The 18,057-nt window shown below is 61.1% G+C and carries 16 protein-coding genes and 1 tRNA gene; 8 read left to right on the top strand and 9 right to left on the bottom strand.

Annotated features, from left to right (window positions below):
- Positions 1-62: 62 nt before the first annotated feature.
- On the top strand, positions 63-860 hold the full coding sequence (locus tag KP701_RS08900) for an exodeoxyribonuclease III (RefSeq protein WP_215746870.1): 798 nt from the start codon (positions 63-65) through the stop codon (positions 858-860).
- 23 nt (positions 861-883) lie between these two features.
- On the opposite strand, the gene KP701_RS08895 is transcribed toward KP701_RS08900, so the two are convergent.
- Positions 884-1,618: a response regulator transcription factor gene (locus KP701_RS08895; RefSeq protein WP_141352280.1), complete on the bottom strand. Its 735-nt coding sequence runs from the start codon at positions 1,616-1,618 to the stop codon at positions 884-886.
- Between the two features lie 163 nt (positions 1,619-1,781).
- Between KP701_RS08895 and KP701_RS08890 the strand changes: the two genes are divergently transcribed.
- Complete coding sequence (locus tag KP701_RS08890; protein ID WP_215746869.1) at positions 1,782-2,294, top strand: L,D-transpeptidase; 513 nt, start codon at positions 1,782-1,784, stop codon at positions 2,292-2,294.
- Between the two features lie 7 nt (positions 2,295-2,301).
- On the opposite strand, the gene KP701_RS08885 is transcribed toward KP701_RS08890, so the two are convergent.
- Positions 2,302-4,104: a sodium:proton antiporter gene (locus KP701_RS08885; protein ID WP_215746868.1), complete on the bottom strand. Its 1,803-nt coding sequence runs from the start codon at positions 4,102-4,104 to the stop codon at positions 2,302-2,304.
- 92 nt (positions 4,105-4,196) lie between these two features.
- On the opposite strand from KP701_RS08885, the gene KP701_RS08880 reads away from it, so the two are divergent.
- The gene (locus tag KP701_RS08880) at positions 4,197-4,721 is read left to right on the top strand and encodes a GNAT family N-acetyltransferase (RefSeq protein WP_215746867.1); all 525 of its coding nucleotides are present in this window, start codon (positions 4,197-4,199) and stop codon (positions 4,719-4,721) included.
- Here KP701_RS08880 and KP701_RS08875 read toward each other — a convergent pair.
- The 3 genes from KP701_RS08875 to KP701_RS08865 all read right to left on the bottom strand — a co-directional run bounded on the left by KP701_RS08875 (position 4,687) and on the right by KP701_RS08865 (position 7,840).
- Complete coding sequence (locus KP701_RS08875) at positions 4,687-6,066, bottom strand: RsmB/NOP family class I SAM-dependent RNA methyltransferase (RefSeq protein WP_215746866.1); 1,380 nt, start codon at positions 6,064-6,066, stop codon at positions 4,687-4,689. The two genes, KP701_RS08880 and KP701_RS08875, sit on opposite strands and share 35 nt — an antisense overlap.
- Positions 6,067-6,122: 56 nt before the next feature.
- The gene (gene guaB / locus KP701_RS08870) at positions 6,123-7,616 is read right to left on the bottom strand and encodes an IMP dehydrogenase (RefSeq protein ID WP_215746865.1); all 1,494 of its coding nucleotides are present in this window, start codon (positions 7,614-7,616) and stop codon (positions 6,123-6,125) included.
- Between the two features lie 150 nt (positions 7,617-7,766).
- Positions 7,767-7,840, bottom strand: a tRNA-Gln gene (locus tag KP701_RS08865).
- Positions 7,841-7,998: 158 nt separating this feature from the next.
- On the opposite strand from KP701_RS08865, the gene KP701_RS08860 reads away from it, so the two are divergent.
- The 3 genes from KP701_RS08860 to KP701_RS08850 are packed head-to-tail and all read left to right on the top strand — an operon-like array spanning position 7,999 to position 11,339.
- Positions 7,999-9,120 carry a Ppx/GppA phosphatase family protein gene (locus KP701_RS08860; RefSeq protein ID WP_041112425.1) on the top strand — a complete coding sequence of 374 codons (1,122 nt, stop codon included), beginning with the start codon at positions 7,999-8,001 and terminating at the stop codon, positions 9,118-9,120.
- Positions 9,117-9,923: an RlmE family RNA methyltransferase gene (locus tag KP701_RS08855; protein ID WP_215746864.1), complete on the top strand. Its 807-nt coding sequence runs from the start codon at positions 9,117-9,119 to the stop codon at positions 9,921-9,923. Before KP701_RS08860 ends, KP701_RS08855 begins: the two co-directional genes overlap by 4 nt.
- Positions 9,924-9,977: 54 nt before the next feature.
- Entirely contained in the window at positions 9,978-11,339 is a 1,362-nt protein-coding gene (locus KP701_RS08850; protein ID WP_215746863.1) for a sodium:solute symporter family transporter, read from the top strand.
- On the opposite strand, the gene KP701_RS08845 is transcribed toward KP701_RS08850, so the two are convergent.
- From KP701_RS08845 to hpnD, 4 genes are all read right to left on the bottom strand, one after another.
- A complete protein-coding gene (locus KP701_RS08845; protein WP_215746862.1) occupies positions 11,307-11,939 on the bottom strand; it encodes a hypothetical protein in 633 nt (210 codons plus the stop codon). The two genes, KP701_RS08850 and KP701_RS08845, sit on opposite strands and share 33 nt — an antisense overlap.
- Entirely contained in the window at positions 11,939-13,933 is a 1,995-nt protein-coding gene (gene shc, locus KP701_RS08840; RefSeq protein ID WP_215746861.1) for a squalene--hopene cyclase, read from the bottom strand. The genes KP701_RS08845 and shc overlap by 1 nt, the downstream gene beginning before the upstream one ends.
- A gap of 73 nt (positions 13,934-14,006) precedes the next feature.
- Positions 14,007-15,302, bottom strand: coding sequence for a hydroxysqualene dehydroxylase HpnE (gene hpnE, locus KP701_RS08835; protein WP_215746860.1), 1,296 nt, complete (start codon positions 15,300-15,302; stop codon positions 14,007-14,009).
- A gap of 5 nt (positions 15,303-15,307) precedes the next feature.
- Positions 15,308-16,183, bottom strand: a complete 876-nt coding sequence (gene hpnD / locus KP701_RS08830; RefSeq protein WP_215746859.1) for a presqualene diphosphate synthase HpnD — start codon at positions 16,181-16,183, stop codon at positions 15,308-15,310.
- 137 nt (positions 16,184-16,320) lie between these two features.
- On the opposite strand from hpnD, the gene KP701_RS08825 reads away from it, so the two are divergent.
- Positions 16,321-16,794, top strand: a complete 474-nt coding sequence (locus tag KP701_RS08825; protein WP_225198064.1) for a cupin domain-containing protein — start codon at positions 16,321-16,323, stop codon at positions 16,792-16,794.
- Positions 16,795-16,875: 81 nt separating this feature from the next.
- Entirely contained in the window at positions 16,876-18,045 is a 1,170-nt protein-coding gene (locus KP701_RS08820) for a pyridoxal phosphate-dependent aminotransferase (protein ID WP_215746858.1), read from the top strand.
- The last annotated feature ends 12 nt before the right edge of the window (positions 18,046-18,057 follow it).

The raw sequence follows: 18,057 nt of genomic DNA, 5'->3' as shown, positions 1-18,057 counted from the left end.
GGGAACGCCTTGTGTGCAAGAGGGCGCTTGTCAAAACGACCGATCCGGTCGATCCAGTTTGCATGCGTCTCATCACATGGAACATCAATTCCCTTCGACTCAGACTGCCTCTGCTGAAGCAGATCGTCGAACAGGAAAACCCGGATATCGTCTGTCTACAGGAAACGAAAGTCCCGGATCCCCTCTTCCCTGCTCAGGTCCTGGCCGAAATGGGACTGCCCCATCAGATCTATAAAGGCATGAAAGGCTATAACGGCGTGGCGATCCTGTCGCGCCATCCGTTGCAAAGCGTGGCGGGCACGCCTGACTGGTGCACCCGCTCCGATTGCCGACATGTGGCAGCCAGCATTGCGACGCCGGCCGGCCCAATTTTGCTGCACGATTTCTACGTGCCAGCTGGCGGGGACATCCCGGATCCGGAGGAAAACGAAAAATTCGCCCATAAGCTGGCGTTCGTGGACGAAGCAACCAGCTGGTTCACCAGCACTCCGCCTGCCCGTAGCATTCTGGTCGGCGATCTCAATATCGCGCCGCTGGAGCATGACGTCTGGAGTCACAAGCAGCTTCTGAAAATCGTCAGCCACACGCCACCCGAGATCGAACGTCTCAAGGCGTGGATGGCAACAGGTTTTCAGGATGCCATGCGGACGATCACGCCGGAGTCCGAAAAGCTCTATACGTGGTGGTCATACCGCAACAGGGACTGGAAGAAGTCCAACCGTGGACGGCGGCTGGATCATGTCTGGATGACGCCCGATCTGATGCCGGGCCTGCGTAATGTCCGGGTTCTTCAGGACGTGCGGGACTGGGCCAGTCCCTCCGATCACGTCCCGGTCGTGCTGGATTTCGATCCGGCCTGACCCGTCACCCGCCCTGTCAGCCTTCAGGCTGACAGGCTGTCGGAGCTGATGACACCACGGCCTTCCGGATCGAGACGATAGCCGCCCCCTTCCGTAATCAGCAGCGACGTGCGAGCCGGATCGGGCTCGATCTTCTGACGCAGACGGTAGATATGCGTCTCAAGTGTGTGGGTGGTGACGGCGGCATTGTAGCCCCACACCTCGTTCAGGAGAACCTGACGGGCCACCGGACGCTGACCTGCGCGGTAAAGATATTTCAGGATTGCCGCTTCCTTCTCCGTCAGACGGATCCGGCGGTTGCGGGCGGTTTCGACCAGCAGCTTGGCGGACGGACGGAAGGCATACGGACCAATCTCGAAGACGGCGTCCTCGCTGTTCTCGAAAATCCGCAGCTGGGCGCGCAGACGGGCGAGAAGCTCACCGATCCGGAAAGGCTTGGCAACGTAATCGTTGGCCCCTGCATCCAGACCGCGCACAACATCATGCTCGTCATCGGAGCCGGTCAGGATAATGATCGGCATGCGGACGCCTTCGCGTCGCAGTTCAGCGCAGAAATCGCGCCCGTCACCATCGGGGAGAGTGATATCCAGCAGCATGGCGTCGTAACGGGCGCCAGGCTTGGCGAGAAGTTCGCGCGCCGCGGCAACGGAGGTCGCCTCAACGGCTTCCAGTTCGCCACCGTGCTGAAGCTGCTCCGCCAGAAGACGACGCAGCGTATCATCATCGTCAACAACCAGAATGGGGCGTGGACCTGCCATAATAACCTGTCTCGTTCTATCGCGACGGAAGAAAAGTCACATCCGCAGAGATCGGCGTTCGTAACTCGCGCATCTGGACTTACCATTCCCGCTACGGGGTGAAGAAAGCAGCGTGCTCTCGGGGCAGACTATGGCAAGTACAGCCGGAAAAGGAAACAGCATTATGACTAAAGCTATTTTGAAAACCGCTGGAGACCGCGCTTTTCTTCACTTCCAGGGCAAAATCGTTCCGGCCTTGACGGGTCGGCGCGGTCTGTCTCTTGACAAGGTCGAGGGCGATCTGTGCACCCCCGTGGGGGAACTGCCGATCCGGCGTGTCCTCTATCGCGCAGACCGGACATCCCGCCCCGTTTGCGGTGCAGAACTGCCTGTTGAGCCGATCGCTCCCAATGACGGCTGGTGCGATGATCCGGCCCATCCTGACTACAACCGCGCCGTCTCTTTGCCCCACCCCGCTTCCTGCGAGACTCTCTGGCGCGAGGACCATGTTTACGATCTCTGTATTGTGATGGGCTGGAACGACGCGCCAGCCGATTCGGGACGCGGCTCCGCCATTTTCCTGCACCTTCCGCCCGCCAGCGGTTACACGGAAGGCTGCATTGCCGTAGAGGAAAAGGAACTCCGCGCGCTCCTGCGGGACGGCCTCTCCCACATCACCGTGGAAAAACCGTCCTGAGCTGCTCTTATTCTGCCGCCGGTGGGACCATAGAGACCATGTAATCCCCCGGCTGGGGCACGGCTTTGTCATTGTCCTCGGCCGACCGGATCAGGATGCCCCCGTCCCGGCGCACCACGAGGATGTCGAGCCTGTTTTCGTCCGTCCCGAAAGTCGGCGCGCTTTCTTCCGTGGCTTCCACTGCCACGAACCGCCAGCCCTGTTCGAACAGCGTATCGAACAGGGTATAATTCCAGGCGGGTTCACCCAGAACCTTGCCCCGCGCATCGCGTGACAGGCCATGATAGAAATCCAGCCGCGCCACGCCAGGGCTGATCTGATAGACGCGTTGCCGCCCCATGGTCGGCGCCAGATGTCCACACACCATCCCGTTATAGATACCGTCACCCGTCGTCGCGATCAGATAGTCCGCAGGCCGTTCTTCAAGGGATTCCTGCCCGTGCTGGGACAGGAGTTCCGCCCGCAGGACAGGAATATCCTGACGTGTCGCGGGCATGAGTGCACTGGAGCGGTTGTCCACTAGAAGCACTGGCACCCCGGCCCTGCGCAGGCAGGACGCAAAATTGATGGACCAGGGGCTTGCTCCCAGAAGCGCAATTGCCGGATCGTTGGACAGCGTGAGCTTCAGCAGCCGCGCGATCGGCCCGAGCGAAAATCCATGCAGGATCATCGTAACTGCGATCACGGCGAACACCGCCGGCATGATAAGATCGGCGGACTGATACCCCGCTTCCTTGAGGCTGATTCCTGCCTCGCCGGCCACAGCGGCCGCCACGATACCGCGCGGCGCGATCCAGCCAACGAACAGCTTTTCCTTCCAGGGCATGCTCGTCCCCAGGGTGGACAGAAAAATGCCCAGTGGCCGCACAACGAACAGGACCACGACCGTCAGCGCAAAAATCGGAATGGAAAGCCGGGCCAGAACGTCGCGGTGCAGATCCGCTGTCAGCATGATGAACAGCACCGACACGACCAGAACCACGAGCGATTCCTTCATGCGCCGCAGTTCCGTGACACCGGGGATCTGGAGATTCGCCAGCGCCATGCCGAAGATGGTGACCGCCATCAGCCCCGCGCCACCCATCTCTAGATTGCACAGGGAGAAGATCACCAGCGCCATCGAGATCAGCATCGGGGTCTTGAGGATTTCCGGCATCAGATCGCGCGTAAAGAGATAACGGATCAGATAGGCTGGCAGGATTCCCGCAGACAGCGAGACCGCAATCGCTCCCAGCAGATCCGGCAGCGTATGCGTGAAGAATACATCCGCATGAACGTCCACATGCAGCATCATGAGCTGCAGGACGACAGCTGCCAGAATCGCGCCCAGAGGATCGTTGACGATGGCTTCCCATCGCAGGAATGCCGCCACACGCGGCTGAAGCTTGGCACTGCGCAGCAGCGGCAGAACCACCGTCGGTCCCGTCACGACGACGATCGCCCCGAACAGCATGGATGTGCCCCACTCCAGATGGGCCACATAATGCGCCGCCAGAGAGCCCAGAACCCAGTTGATCGGCAGCGCAAGCATCGTCAGGCGTGCAACGCCTTCCCCGGCTTCGCGCAGTTGGCGGAAATCCAGCGCCATGCCGCCTTCGAACACCACGAGTGCCACGAGCAGCGACACGAGAGGCCGGAACATCCACCCCATCGTCTCCGATGGATGAAGAATGCCTAGCCCGGGCCCGAAGATCAGACCAAGCGAAAACAGAAGGACAATAGCCGGAAGCCGGAATCGCCAGGCGACCCACTGGGCCAGCATCCCCGCTCCGAAAGTCGAGGCAATGCCGATAAGAATGTCATATTGCATGGATGTTCGGGACGGGCTCCGCGTTATGGATACGAAGCGGTATCATATCCCGGATCAGCCAATGCACCTAAAATATGGAATAATGTTCCGTTATGACGCTTCCGCCATGCCAGCCCAATACGGATCTTCTGATCCGTCCCGCCCAGTCACTGGACCGTGAAGGAATCTGGCGGCTTCTGTCCCCTGTCCTGCGCAAGGCCGAAACCTACGCGCTGCCCCGTCACTGGGGACGGCAGCAGGCGCTGGCCTACTGGATGGATGTGGAGCATCGCGTCTATGTCGCGCAGACCCGTGACCATGAGATCGTCGGGACATTCTATCTTCAGGCCAATCAGAAAGGCGGTGGCGCGCATATCGCCAATGCCGGTTTCGTCGCCCGGTCCGGATTTGGCGCGGGCCGCCTCATGGCTGAACATGCTCTGGCGGAAGCTACTAAACTCGGCTTCCGCGCCATGCAGTTCAATTTCGTCGTCAGCACGAATCAGCGTGCCATAGCCCTGTGGAAATCACTGGGCTTTCGGGTGATCGGCACGCTCCCCGGAGCATTCGACCACCCATCCCAGGGTTATGTGGACGCGCTTGTTATGTGGAAGGACCTTCTGCCACCGGCGTCGTAACAGCGGCTTCAGCTTCAGCCGTCCCGGTCGCTTCTTTAGGCTTCACATCCGTCACGACCCGCTCCAGCACGCAGGCAAAGAAACCATCCGTTCCGTCCCGCAGCGGCGTCAGCGAAAACTGTGCCTTGTTCCGCAATTCGGCCGGCAGAAGTTCAGACATCTGTTCTTTCGGCAGACGTACGAAATCAGTGCGGCGCTTGAGAAAGGCATCGATCTGCTGTCCGTTCTCACAGGCCAGAAGCGAGCAGGTCGCATAGATCATGCGACCACCCGGCTTTACCAAAGATGCTGCACGATCAAGGATCTGCGCCTGTTTGATGACCAGCTCCTGAATATCTTCCGGCGTCAGGCGCAGACGTGCATCCGGGTTTCGGCGCCAGGTTCCGGTTCCCGAGCACGGTGCATCGACCAGCACCCGATCGAAACTGCCAGCCCGACGTTTGGCCCATTTGTCACCCGACACCAGTAGATGCCGCTCAACGTTATGGACGCCAGCCCGACGCAGCCGCTTGACCGCTCCGTCCAGACGCTTTTCATGCACGTCGCAGGCCACGATATGCCCGCGGTTTTCCATGGTCATTGCCAGTGCCAGCGTCTTGCCGCCCGCACCCGCACAATAATCCAGAACCCGATGCTCGCCGCACGCATCCGCTGCCGCAACCACAAGCTGGCTGCCCTCGTCCTGGATTTCGACCAGACCGTCCTTGAAAGCCTGCGTCGCGGTCACCGGCTGGCGCCCGTCAAGCCGCAGTCCCCAGGGGGAGAGCTTCGTTGGTTCAGCCTGAAGCGATTCGCGTCGAAGCTCGCGGATGGCCGCCTCACGGCTTCCCTTCAGCAGATTGACGCGCAGATCGAGCGTCGGCGTTCCGAGCATGGCTTCCATTTCGTCGGGCAGCCTGTTTCCGAAGGTTTCCCGAAGCGCACTGTCCAGCCAGTCCGGATATTCAAGCCGCACCGCGATAGGCTGCTTCTGGGTGGAAAGTTCTTTTCCTTCCAGACCCTTAAGCGCCATATCTTCACGAGACGTCAGAGGCTTCTGCGCGTAGCGCTCGCCACTGAACAGCTTGCGGACGTTTTCCATCGTTTCCCCACCAAGGAGAAGCGATGCCGAGCACAGCAGGCGTGGGGAAATGTCGCCGGAAATATCCTTAAGATGCCATTGCAGCCGTCTCCAGCCCCGCAAAACGTCCCAGACGATTGTGGAAATAGCTCGCCGGTCACCACCACCGATATAACGGCGCTCGCGGAAAAAGGCGTTGGCTGTGGCGTCGGCTGGACGGCGGGGCGCGTTCTGGATCGCACAGAGCAGATCGATGGCGCCTGAAAGACGGGCTGCGGGGGTCATAGCGCCCCCGTAGCCCGTTTGGCCTCTCAATGCGAGAGGCTTTGATGCAGGGACGTTCAGTCCCGGCGGTAGTTCGGGGCTTCCCGGGTGATCGTCACGTCATGAACGTGGCTTTCGCGCAGGCCTGCATTCGTGATGCGACGGAACATGGTCCGGACCTGAAGATCAGCCACCGTGGCCGACCCCGTGTAGCCCATGCCTGCTTTCAGGCCGCCTACGAGCTGATGGATGACCGGAGCCATGCCGCCTTTGTACGGAACCTGACCCTCGATGCCTTCCGGGACCAGCTTGAGCGTGTCGCGGACTTCCGCCTGGAAATAACGGTCCGCGGAGCCGCGGGCCATGGCGCCGAGCGATCCCATGCCGCGATAGGCCTTGTAGGAGCGCCCCTGATACAGGAACGTCTCGCCCGGGCTCTCATCCGTGCCAGCCAGCAGCGAGCCGACCATCACCACGTCAGCACCCGCGCCAATCGCCTTGACGATATCGCCGGATGTCCGAACGCCACCATCCGCAATGGCCGGGATGTCCAGTTCATGACAGGCAGCAGCCGTTTCCATGACGGCGGAGAACTGCGGCACGCCCACACCAGCCACGACGCGCGTGGTGCAGATGGAGCCCGGTCCAATACCGATCTTCACGCAGTCAGCACCGGCTGCAATCAGGGCACGCGCGGCCTGTGGCGTTGCGACGTTGCCTGCGATGACCTGGAGATCGCCATGACGGCTCTTGAGCGTCTCCACGGCAGTCAGAACGCCGCGAGAGTGTCCGTGGGCCGTATCCACGACGATGACGTCCACGCCAGCCTCGGCGAGGGCTGCGGCACGGCGGAGACCGTCTTCCCCGACGCCTACAGCCGCAGCGCAGCGCAGACGGCCCTGGGAGTCCTTGATGGCCAGCGGGTGCGCGATGGCCTTGTCCATGTCCTTGACGGTGATGAGGCCGATGCAGCGCTTCGCCTCGTCCACCACCAGGAGCTTTTCGATCCGGTGACGATGCAGAAGCGTGCGCGCCTCGTCCGGTGCGGCACCGTTGAGGACCGTCACGAGGTTTTCATGGGTCATCAGGTCGCGAACGCGGGTGTTCGGATCGGTCGTGAAGCGCATGTCACGGTTGGTCAGGATACCGACGAGAACGCCGCTGCCGTCTTCAATGACAGGAAGGCCAGAGACGCCATGCCGGGCCATGATGGCCTGAACCTCGGCCAGTGTCTGGTCCGGGCCAACCGTGACGGGATTGACGACCATCCCTGATTCGAAGCGCTTGACGCGACGGACCTGCTCGGCCTGCTCCTCGATGGACAGGTTCTTGTGGATGACGCCCATACCGCCCTGCTGCGCCATCGCGATGGCCATGCCGTCTTCGGTCACGGTGTCCATGGCGGACGACATCAGCGGGATGTTCAGTTCGATGGAGCGCGTCAGGCGGGTCCGTGTGGAGGTCTGCGCCGGCAGGACCGACGATTCAGCCGGCTCGACGAGAACATCGTCAAAAGCCAGAGCATCGCGGATGCGCTCATTAAGATTGGTTGTGCCGGAAGATGATGTCATGCCCGCTTGCCCCCGTTACGTCATGCGTCGTGACGACGCGATGTGTGTGAACCGGAGACCAAGAGGCCGTCCGGCCGTTGGCGGGTCCTCATAGAGCACTTTACCCCCTGAGGGGAAGTCTCTTTTTTGCGGTATTTTCTGAGGATTTCTTGGCTGGGAGACCTGGATTCGAACCAGGGCTGACCGGGTCAGAGCCGGTAGTTCTACCGCTAAACTATCTCCCAAGCGGTGAGAGGGTGTTTATCAATCGCCCCGGGACGGCGCAAGGGGGAGATAGACATTTTTTTCAGAAAAACTGATATTTTTCTTGCGACTAGGGTCCCCCGCACCCCATGCTGCTTTTCCAAGGTCCCAGATCACGGGCAAGCGGGAGCCGAAACACATGATGAGGTATGGAACGGATCACAACCTGTCAGGCCCCGCGCCTGTGCATGCGTCTGCAAGACGTACGGGTCCGTTCTTTGGTGCCATCGACCTTGGAACTAACAACTGCCGGCTCATGATTGCAGCAGGCACGCCCAACGGTTTTCGTGTCGTGGACAGCTTCAACCGCTCAGTCCGCCTGGGTGAAGGCCTGCGAGCCAGTGGCCGTCTTGCTGAAGAGTCCATGAAGCGCGCGCTCGATGCTCTCCGTATCTGTGCGGAACGCATGAAGCAGTGGCCCCTTGTTCATGTCCGCGCCGTTGCGACCGAAGCGTGCCGTCAGGCTGCCAACGGTCGCGAGTTCCTTGCGCGCGTACAGCATGAGACAGGCCTTACCATCGACATCATCACGGCTCGTGAAGAGGCGGAACTGGCACTCGAAAGCTGCTCTCCCCTCTTCCGGCAGCCGGAGCACAAGCCCGTCCAGGCGGATCGTGGCGTGCTTTTCGATATCGGCGGTGGTTCCACCGAAGTGGCCTGGGTCCGGATCGATCCGGAGCGTCAGACCCAGACCCTGATCGGCACGACAAGCGTCCCCGTTGGCGTGATTACCCTTCAGGAAATGTTTGGTGAAGGTCATGGCCCGTCTTATGAGACGATGGTCAGTCACGTTCAGGACTACCTGAAAGGCTTCGAGACCGTGCACCGTATCCGGCGTGAGGTGACGCTCGGCAAAACACGGTTGATCGGTACGTCCGGAACCGTGACGACCCTCGCCGGGGTGGCGCTCTCCCTGCCCCGCTACAACCGTGCGGCCATTGATGGACTGACGCTGCCGGGCCCAAGCATGGTGGACGCCATCGGCAGTCTGCGCCGTCTGGATCGTGACGAACTGGCAGAGCATCCCTGCGTGGGGGCAGAGCGCATGAAATTCGTTCTGCCGGGCTGTGCAATCTTCGAAGCGATCCATCGTCTGTGGCCGGTTGAAGACGTAACGATTGCGGACCGGGGGTTGCGCGACGGGATGTTGCTGCGTATGGCCCGCGATCACGGTCAGCGTTCCGGCAAGGGGCGCAGCACGACCAGTCGCCATGCCACGCCCCGGTCACGGGGCCCATTCGGGACATACGCCACGATATGAAGCCGCCAAGATCCCGCTCCGGTTCCAGCAAGGACACGGGACCGAAGCGTATTCCGGGCAAGGCCCTGAAAAGCGCCTCCAACCCCGGTGAAAACGACGCAACACTTGATTCCGCAACTGCTCGCACAGCCCGCAACAAGACCGTATCGCTCCGTACGGCCCGTGGACGCACCACGGCCCAGCAGCGCTGGCTCAATCGCCAGCTGAACGATCCCTACGTCGCAGCCGCCCGCAAGCAGGGCTGGCGTTCGCGTGCTGCCTTCAAGCTGATCGAAATCGACGATCGCTTCAAACTGATCGGGGAAGGCACGCGGATCATCGATCTGGGCGCTGCTCCAGGTGGTTGGACGCAGGTCGCGGTCAAGCGTGGCGCGCAGCATGTCGTGGGGCTGGATCTGCTTCCGGTCGATCCTGTTGCCGGTGCGGAAATCATCGAGGGGGACTTCACGGATCCCGAGATGCCGGACCGCCTGAAGGATATGCTGGGGGGCCCTGCCGATCTCGTCATGTCAGACATGGCGCCGAACACGACGGGCCATGCCGCAACCGACCATATGCGGATCATGGGTCTCGCGGAAGGTGCGCTTGATTTTGCCTTTCAGGTCTTGGCCGAAGGGGGCAGCTTCATTGCCAAGGTGTTCCAGGGAGGCTCGGAAAAGGATATGCTGGCACTGATGAAAACGGCGTTTTCCAGCGTCAAGCACGTCAAACCCCCTGCATCCCGCAAGGAATCCAGCGAGCTTTATGTTATTGCAACGGGTTTTCGCCCGGAGCGTCTGCCCGAAGGCGGCAATGGTGCCTGACGGCAGCAGATACCGCTATCCCGCATAGATTTTTCGGAAGAATAACCAGTCTCGATGCTTGCCAGCCTGCTCGTTATTCTTCTGTATCTCTGCTTTCTGCCCGTTATCTCCATTGTGCTGGCCCGGCAGCCTCACAAGGATCTCCCCCCCTGGGCGATTTGCCTCTCGCTGGTCGCGACCGAAACGTCGACCCTGACCATCGTCAGTGTCCCGGGCGTGGCTTACCTTAAGGGTTATGTTTTTGTCGGGCTGGCCATCGGATATCTGATCGGACGGACAGCAGTCGCAATCTGGTTTCTGCCGCTGCATGAACGCGGCGCGACATCCATCTATCGCTATATCGGCCAGAGATTTGGCACAAAACTACAGAAACTTCTCTCCGGTACCTTTCTGGTGACCCGTCTCGTCGCCGAGGGCGTTCGCCTCTATGCCGGAATGCTTCCCGTCTCGATGCTGTTTGCCAGCATGGGCTATCCTGTCTCGGACCTGCTTCTTCTGCTTCTGATCGTTCTGCTGACGCTGGCCTATACGATCGTGGGCGGCCTGAAAGCCGTTGTCTGGTCCGACAGTCTCCAGCTTGGACTGTATCTGGGCGGAAGTCTTGCCTGTCTTGTCGTGATCTGGTGCCGTGCCGGGACAACTCCCTTTCATTGGGCTCCTGTCTTCAGTCACGGTCTACCCGTCTTTACAGATCCGTTTTCCATCGCTGGCGCTGTCATCGGCGGGGCCATTCTGGCTCTGGCTTCGCACGGGACCGATCAGCTGATGCTGCAACGTTGCCTCGCGGCGAAGACACTTAATGGCGCGCGCGCGGCGATGATCGGCAGCGTTTTCGTCGTGGGGGGGCTTTTTGCCCTGCTTTCCTGTATTGGCGTGGCGCTGCGGGATCTGATGCCAAGTCAGGGGGGGCGGCCCGACGCACTGTTTCCGCATTTCATCCTGACCCTGCCGCCCGTATTAAGCGGCCTCATGATTGCAGGCATTCTCGCCGCGACCATGGGGTCCCTGTCCAGCGCCATGAATGCCATGGCGGCCGCAACCCGGTCAGACTTTATGCCGCACGGGCCATTTTCGTTGAGGAGTCTGACGGCGCTCTGGGCTTTTCTTCTCGTTCTGACCGCCCTGATGTTTGCGCGCCCGAGCGGTTCGGCTGTCGTATTCGGCCTCTCCATCGCGTCCTACAGCTATGGCGCCACGCTTGGAGTGTTCCTGCTGGCCATGATCGGCCACTCCCGCGACGAACGGGCAGCGATTGCCGGTTTCATATCCGCGGTGGCCGTGCTTGGGCTCGTCTCCTTCGTCCGGATCGAGGGGCATCCCATTGCCTTCCCGTGGCTCGTTCCGATCGGTGTTGCAGCCACGTTTGCCGGTGCCGGGACCTTCTCAGGCCTGAGGCGGATTGGCCTGCAGGAATGAAGCCATGGAACGCTGGGCGATGGCCGCCTGTCTGCCCAGACGGATCAGTCCGCCGATCTGCAGGGGATGGCGCAGCAGGGAACCCACCAGGCCAGGCACATACACTGCTCCGTCTCTGACGCTGGTCCTGACTGCGGGCGGAAGATCCCGCGTCGCATCGTCACAGACCACCCGCAGAACAGCAAAAGGTACGCCTGCATCAGCAACGACGCCGCTTTCCATGTCCACAGCCAGGCATTTCGTCTGCGAAAAATACCAGGCCTTTTCCAGACCCAGTTCGACCAGCACGTCACTGTGCAGGATGCCACCGCGTCGGGCATAGGCCGAGCCGAACATTTCGCTCAAATGCGGATCGCAGGAAATATCCCTGTCCTGGTAGCGGACATGGTCCGCCACGATGACGGTTCCGGGCGCGACGTCCGGTGAGAGGCTTCCCGCACATCCGAAAGACAGGAGTTCCGTTGCGCCTGCCTTGAGCAGACGTTCCACCCCCCTGTGCGCGCCTTCCGGCGTGGCATTGCTCAATGCCACGGGAGCATTCGGCAGGAAGCGCCGGATCAGACGGGCTTCCTGTTTCAGACCTGCGAGAATACCAAGCATCAGAACCCGTACTCCACCTTGCCGCTGTTGCTTGCACCGAGATTGCGGTAACGGGCCAGAGCCGTCAGCGGGAAGAACTGCTTGTAGCCATGATAGCGCAGGTAGAAGACCTTCGGGAAACCAACCGCGTTATAGGCTTCTTCCTGCCATTCGCCCTTCTCGTTCTGCTGGGAGACGAGATAGGCCACGCCGCATTTGACGGCCTCGCTATCGCGGCGACCGACGGCCATGAGAGCCAGGACGGCCCAGGCGGTCTGGGACGGCAGGCTTTTTTTGTAGGTCCCGGCTGTACCGCCCTCGTAAGTGGCGCAGTCCTCGCCCCAGCCGCCGTCAGGACGCTGGACGCTCTCAAGCCAGTTTACGGCCCGCAGCACCATAGGATCGTCATGTGGCACGCCTGCGATGTTCAGGGCGCACAGGACCGACCATGTTCCGTAGATGTAATTTGTTCCCCACCGACCGAACCAGCAGCCTTCTGGCTCCTGTTCCGAACGCAGATATTCGATCGCCTTGAGGATGACCGGCCGGTCATCCGGGTCTCCAAGCTGCGCCAGGAAGGAAATGCAGCGCGCCGAGACATCCGCGGTCGGCGGATCCAGAAGTGCGCCATGATCCGAGAAGGGAATATGGTTGAGCAGTTCGTGGTCGTTGTCGATATCGAACGCACCCCAGCCGCCATTGGTGCTCTGCATGCCGATGATCCATTCCCGGGCGCGGGAGATGGCCTCACGGCTGTTTTCGGGATCGACACGATGCAGCAGCATGGCCACGACGGCGGTGTCATCGACGTCCGGGTAGTAATCGTTCTCGTACTGGAACGCCCAGCCTCCGGGCCGAAGGTCAGGCGCGTTGATGGCCCAGTCGCCCTTGACGTCCAGGATCTGGTGTTCCCGCAGCCACTCGGCACTCTTTTTCAGCGCGGCAAGTGTTTCCTCGGTTTTCGTGCCGGCCGGTCCGGACGCCGCTTCGATCATCGCAAGGCCTGACAGGCCCGTATCCCAGACCGGCGAGACGCAGGGCTGGCAGTAGATCTCGTCACCATGATCCACGAGCAGATCCTGGATTGCGTCCCATGCCGTTTTGGCGCGGGGATCGCTGTCCGGGATGCCCTGGGCGCGGTACATCATCACGACATTCGCCATGGCTGGATAGATGGCACCAAGGCCACCCCGGCTCAGACGTGGCTCGATGAAATCGCTGGCGGCCTTGAGGGCCTTCTTGTGCATGCTGCGCGGAATAAGCGGCAGGACCGGACGCAGTGCAGAGTCCAGATGTTTGAAAAACCGTCCCCAGACCGAGCGGTACGGCCCCCGGATCCAGTCTTTGACCTCGGAAGGTGGCTTGACGAACAGTTCCTGGACATGGATGTCGCGAGGATTGATGGCCTTGGGACGGAGCGCGTTAAGCACCAGAAGCGGCGCAATGACGGCCCGGGACCAGTAGGACATATTCCAGACGGAGAAAAACGCCTTGCGTGGCAGGAGCATGAGCTCGACTGGCATCACGGGTGTTGCGTCCCACGGCACTTCCCCGAACAGGGCGAGCTGGATCCGCGTGAATACGTTCGTCCGCGCCGCGCCGCCGTGATCGAGAATGGCTTCACGCGCAATGCGCATGTGAGGCGCATTGATGTCGTCCCCGATCGCCTTGAGGGCGAAATACGCTTTTACGGTCGCTGAGAGATCGAAGCCGCCGTCATGATAAAGCGGCCATCCCCCGTGATCGCCCTGGATGCGACGCAGATAGACACCGATCTTGGCCTGTTTTTCGGGATCGATCCGGTCGAGATAATGTTCGAGCAGTACATATTCCGCAGGGATGGTCGCGTCCGCTTCGAGCTCGTAAACCCAGTGTCCGTCTGACTTCTGCTTCCCCCCCAGCGCGGCCTGCGCACCCTCGATGGCATGATTGATCTCATCGGGTTCGACGGATTGGCGGGACAAGGTCTCGCTCACGCGGTCCTCCTTTTCCAGAATATCAGAATAGATCAGCATTGTTCGGTTCTCCCGACACAGGCGGTCCTGAAAGGCGGGAGCTGTGTTACAATCATGACTGTGAGAGCGCTCATCACGATCCCGTGTTTTCAACGGCGGAGCGGAAACCCAGCGCCGCGACTGCCTGAAGACCTGACTGGATGGAACCTTCGATCGTGGACGGCAGACCGGTGTCGGTCCAGTCCCCGGCCAGAGCCAGATTTACGAGATCCGTTCGGGGGCCGGGCCGCAGCCGGTTCTGCTCGGGTGTCGCGGCAAATGTTGCCCGCTTTTCCCAGATCAGACGCGCGGGCGGCATGGCCACCGGAAGCGACTGCGACAGCACGGGATCCAGCGCGCGCCGGATCTCGGACCAGATCGTGGCCAGCAGTTCGCTGTTCTCGCGATCGGCATAGCGGTTGGCCGCACTGACGGTGACGGACAGGATATCGCCCTTGAGGAAGATCCATTCCGAAATGCCGCCGACCAGCCCGACAAACCCGGCCTGAGCCACGACGCCCCGGGCCTGAACCACGGTCGGGAGACGGAAATGCGCGTTGGCGATGCTCTCGAAAGCATCCGGCGCTTTGAGCTCCGGCAGAAGGGACTGCGCGACAGGGCCGGGGACGGCCATGATGACCTGATCTTCGGGGCCGAGTTCGACCCGCCCTTCAGCGGTTTCGAGCGCCGTTGCCCGGCCATTCTGCTGTTCGATGGCACTGACGCGGACACCCGTGCGAACATCGCCGTGAAACCGTTTCAGATATGCCACGGCCGGATCGATCAGTGTTTCGGACAGTCCCACCTCCGGGAACCAGGGGCAGCAGGCCATGCCGCCCTTGGCGAGGGATTTGCGGATCACGTTTCCAAGCAGTTTTGCGCTGCCGGTATGGATATCCGTATTGAGAACGGAAATCGCAAAAGGTACGAGCAGTCTGCGGCTCAGCTGTCCGGAACTCAGACAGGCATCCACGGTCGTGTTCTCGCCAGCCCGCAGAAAGCGCCCCAGGGAAGCCAGCTCCGACAGCTTCATGCCCGGGACGCGTCGGCCGCCCGGAAGTGCCCAGAACGGAAGCTTTCCTTTCGACAGGCGCAGCGTCCAGGCCAGACTGTCTTCGAGATCGTAATACGGAAAGATCGGCAGTCCCGGACCGGTCAGGGTATGTCGTGCGCCGATGATGTCCAGATAGCGGAACGTCAGATCATTCGCCGACAGGATCAGGTGATTGCCGTTATCGATCCGGGCATCGAGGGAGCGGTCGTGAAAGGAGCGGGCGCGTCCGCCGCAGGCTGGCCCTGCCTCGTAGACTGTGACCCGGGCCTGTGCTGCCAGCTCGATTGCGGCGGAGAGGCCTGCCAGACCACCGCCGATGATGTGGACATGGCTCATGGGTCTTACTTCACATACGCTGCGAGAGTGCGCAGCTGTCTCCAGGGTTTGCAGACTTTCGGAGCAATATCCGGCGTTTTCCAGCCGCGCTTTTCCAGCGCTGAGAGGATCGGCGCGTAGGATGCCGCCATCATGCGGGCCGGCCGCATCGCGGTGCTGTCACACAGCCGCATGGCATTGCGGGCTTCGCGGAAATGGTCCTTTGCCCGTTCTGCAAGAATGCGGGCGACCTGATCCAGGCCATGGGCGTACAGCGCTTCCTGCGGGTCCTTGGGAACATCGAACCGCGTCAGAAGCTCGGCTGGAAGATACAGCCTGCCCCGCCCCGCATCTTCGGCGATATCGCGCAGGATGTTGGTCAGCTGAAGCGCACGCCCAAGATGGTACGCCACGCGCCGCGCATTGTCGGACGAATCACCAAACACGCAGACCGAAAGCCGTCCGACCGCAGAGGCCACGCGGTCACAGTACAGATCAAGCGTCGCCTCGTCGGGGGCAACGATCGGTGCGCCGCAGTCCATGGCCATGCCGTCGATGACGTCGTGGAAATCCTTGGCCTGAAGCTGGTAGCGATGGATGGCAACGATCAGGATACGATCGAGCGCATCCGTCGCCACACCTTCATAGAGCTGGTCAATCCGGCGATGCCATTCCTGAAGAGCCGCCATCGGGTCCGCGACGCCGGCGTCGCCGTCTGCAATATCGTCCACCTGACGGCAGAAAGCGTAGACCGCGAACATCGCCTGACGCCGGTCTGGCGGAAGAATGCTCATCCCGCGGGCAAAGGACGTTCCCGAAGCGGTGACGATCCTTTCGACATGATCCAGATCGGCCTGCGCGCAGGGAAGACCGGAAGAAGCGCGCATCCTGCTGAAAACCATGTCTGTCCCCTGTCTCGTTTCAGAAGATCAGGGTTCTAGACCCAAATCCCCCCGAGACAAAGATGACCTGAACGGAAAGGCGTGCCATGCGTTAGTGTGATGCCAAAACGCAACACCTGAAGAGGAGTCTTTGCGCCATGCGTTTCTTTCCCCAGATGAACCCGGCCCTTCTTGCAGGGGCAGTCGCAATCGCGATCTTCTCGGCACCGCTTGCCATCGCGCAGACGCCCCCACCCGCGACAGCCAGCGGCCACGCCGAACATCTCCTCGCGGACGATCATTCGTGGAACGGCACCCCTTACGATCATTACCCGGCGACCCGCCCGATGCTCAGCATGATCCGGCTGACGATCCCGGCGCATTCCGCCCTGCCCTGGCATGTGCATCCCTACCCCAATGCGGGCTATGTGCTTGAAGGCACCCTCACGATCGAGGACCGCGAGAGCGGCAAGAAGCGCACCTTCCATCAGGGCGAAGCCTTCGCGGAATCGGTCAATGACGTCCATCGCGGCGTGAGCGGTGACGGGCAGACGGTTCTGCTGCTGACCTATGCCGGCTCCCCTGGAAAGCCGACATCCATCCCCCTGCCCGGCCAGCAGAAAGAATACTGAAAATATCCTTTGGGCCTGCTTTGACAGGGAAAACGTTCCGGAACTAACATGTTCCGGCCCTAGTCTGGAGTATGGCCCACAATGACCAGTCCCCTCTCTTCTGCCGCCCGCAGCGACCTTCTGGCCCGGGGATACTCCCGCCGCAGTTTCGGACGGATTGCCACGCTTCTGGCAGCTGGCGCGACCGTTCATGCCCTGACGAAGTCCGCGCATGCCGCTATTCTCCCGTCAGGAATCAACTTTGAAGGCATGACTCGTCTGGGCAGCAATGAATGCTGGACGGGTCCTTTCCCGGAAGCCGCGCAGGCCGGTGCTTCTTCCGTTTTCCAGAGCAACCGCTACGATCCGACCGGCCACATGCGCGATGATCTGATCAAGGCTGCTTCTGACGTGGAAGGACTTCCCGAGAGCCATGTCATGACATGGTGCGGTTCGTCCGATCCTCTGGCCCGCGCGATCGTCACATTCTGCTCGCCCACCCGTGGGCTTGTCACGGCAGATCCGAGCTATGAAGCTGGCTGGGTCGCTGCTGACTGGCTGAAGATTCCCCTCGCCCGCGTGCCACTGTCCGCCAGGGGCGGCTATCGCACCGATGTACGCGCCATGCTGGCGGCGGACCCTAATGCGGGCGTCTACTACATCTGCTCCCCCAACAATCCGACCGGCACGCTCACGCCTCTGCGCGATATTGCATGGCTGGTCGAGAACAAGCCGAAGGGCTCTGTCGTTCTGGTTGATGAGGCCTATATCCACTTTTCGGAAGCACCGAGCGCCGTGGAGCTGGTCGCGAAGAACAAGGACGTAGTCGTTCTGCGGACCTTCTCCAAGATGTTCGCCATGGCTGGCATGCGTCTTGGCCTGACATTCGCCCGACCCGATCTGCATGAAGCCATGATGCGTTATGACGGCAAGAGCGCGACCTCGATGCTGCCGGTCCCGGCCATGGCCTGTGGCACGATGAGCCTGACCATGAAATCAGCCATCGCTGCCCGTCGTCAGGAAATGATTGCAGCCCGGAACATGACATTCCAGCATCTGCGCAAGCGCGGCATCCATTTCATTCCGTCCGACGCGAACATGTTCGTCATTGACTGGAAAAAACCGGCAGAGCCGATCAAGGACGCGTTTCTTCAGCAGAAAGTCGTGATCGGACGCTCCTGGCCCGTCTGGCCGAACGCCTCGCGGATTACCGTCGGCTCCATGGATGAAATGAAGATCTTCTGTACGGCACTGGACCAGATCATCGCCTGATCCGGTCCAGTC

The sequence above is a fragment of the Gluconobacter sp. P1C6_b genome, from assembly GCF_018811945.1.
GTDB lineage: Bacteria > Pseudomonadota > Alphaproteobacteria > Acetobacterales > Acetobacteraceae > Gluconobacter.
The sequence above is the reverse complement of the archived record's forward strand: the minus strand, read 5'-3'. Positions and strand labels throughout refer to the sequence as shown.

Bases quoted from the DNA above. Each gene is read 5' to 3' on its own strand.
- KP701_RS08850 (WP_215746863.1), top strand. From the start codon at position 9,978: ATGCTTGCCAGCCTGCTCGTTATTCTTCTGTATCTCTGCTTTCTGCCC.
- KP701_RS08855 (WP_215746864.1), top strand. From the start codon at position 9,117: ATGAAGCCGCCAAGATCCCGCTCCGGTTCCAGCAAGGACACGGGACCG.
- KP701_RS08820 (WP_215746858.1), top strand. From the start codon at position 16,876: ATGACCAGTCCCCTCTCTTCTGCCGCCCGCAGCGACCTTCTGGCCCGG.
- hpnD (WP_215746859.1), bottom strand. From the start codon at position 16,183: ATGGTTTTCAGCAGGATGCGCGCTTCTTCCGGTCTTCCCTGCGCGCAG.
- KP701_RS08885 (WP_215746868.1), bottom strand. From the start codon at position 4,104: ATGCAATATGACATTCTTATCGGCATTGCCTCGACTTTCGGAGCGGGG.
- KP701_RS08900 (WP_215746870.1), top strand. From the start codon at position 63: ATGCGTCTCATCACATGGAACATCAATTCCCTTCGACTCAGACTGCCT.
- KP701_RS08880 (WP_215746867.1), top strand. From the start codon at position 4,197: ATGACGCTTCCGCCATGCCAGCCCAATACGGATCTTCTGATCCGTCCC.
- KP701_RS08825 (WP_225198064.1), top strand. From the start codon at position 16,321: ATGCGTTTCTTTCCCCAGATGAACCCGGCCCTTCTTGCAGGGGCAGTC.
- KP701_RS08875 (WP_215746866.1), bottom strand. From the start codon at position 6,066: ATGACCCCCGCAGCCCGTCTTTCAGGCGCCATCGATCTGCTCTGTGCG.
- shc (WP_215746861.1), bottom strand. From the start codon at position 13,933: ATGCTGATCTATTCTGATATTCTGGAAAAGGAGGACCGCGTGAGCGAG.
- KP701_RS08860 (WP_041112425.1), top strand. From the start codon at position 7,999: ATGATGAGGTATGGAACGGATCACAACCTGTCAGGCCCCGCGCCTGTG.
- KP701_RS08895 (WP_141352280.1), bottom strand. From the start codon at position 1,618: ATGGCAGGTCCACGCCCCATTCTGGTTGTTGACGATGATGATACGCTG.
- KP701_RS08845 (WP_215746862.1), bottom strand. From the start codon at position 11,939: ATGCTTGGTATTCTCGCAGGTCTGAAACAGGAAGCCCGTCTGATCCGG.
- guaB (WP_215746865.1), bottom strand. From the start codon at position 7,616: ATGACATCATCTTCCGGCACAACCAATCTTAATGAGCGCATCCGCGAT.
- KP701_RS08890 (WP_215746869.1), top strand. From the start codon at position 1,782: ATGACTAAAGCTATTTTGAAAACCGCTGGAGACCGCGCTTTTCTTCAC.
- hpnE (WP_215746860.1), bottom strand. From the start codon at position 15,302: ATGAGCCATGTCCACATCATCGGCGGTGGTCTGGCAGGCCTCTCCGCC.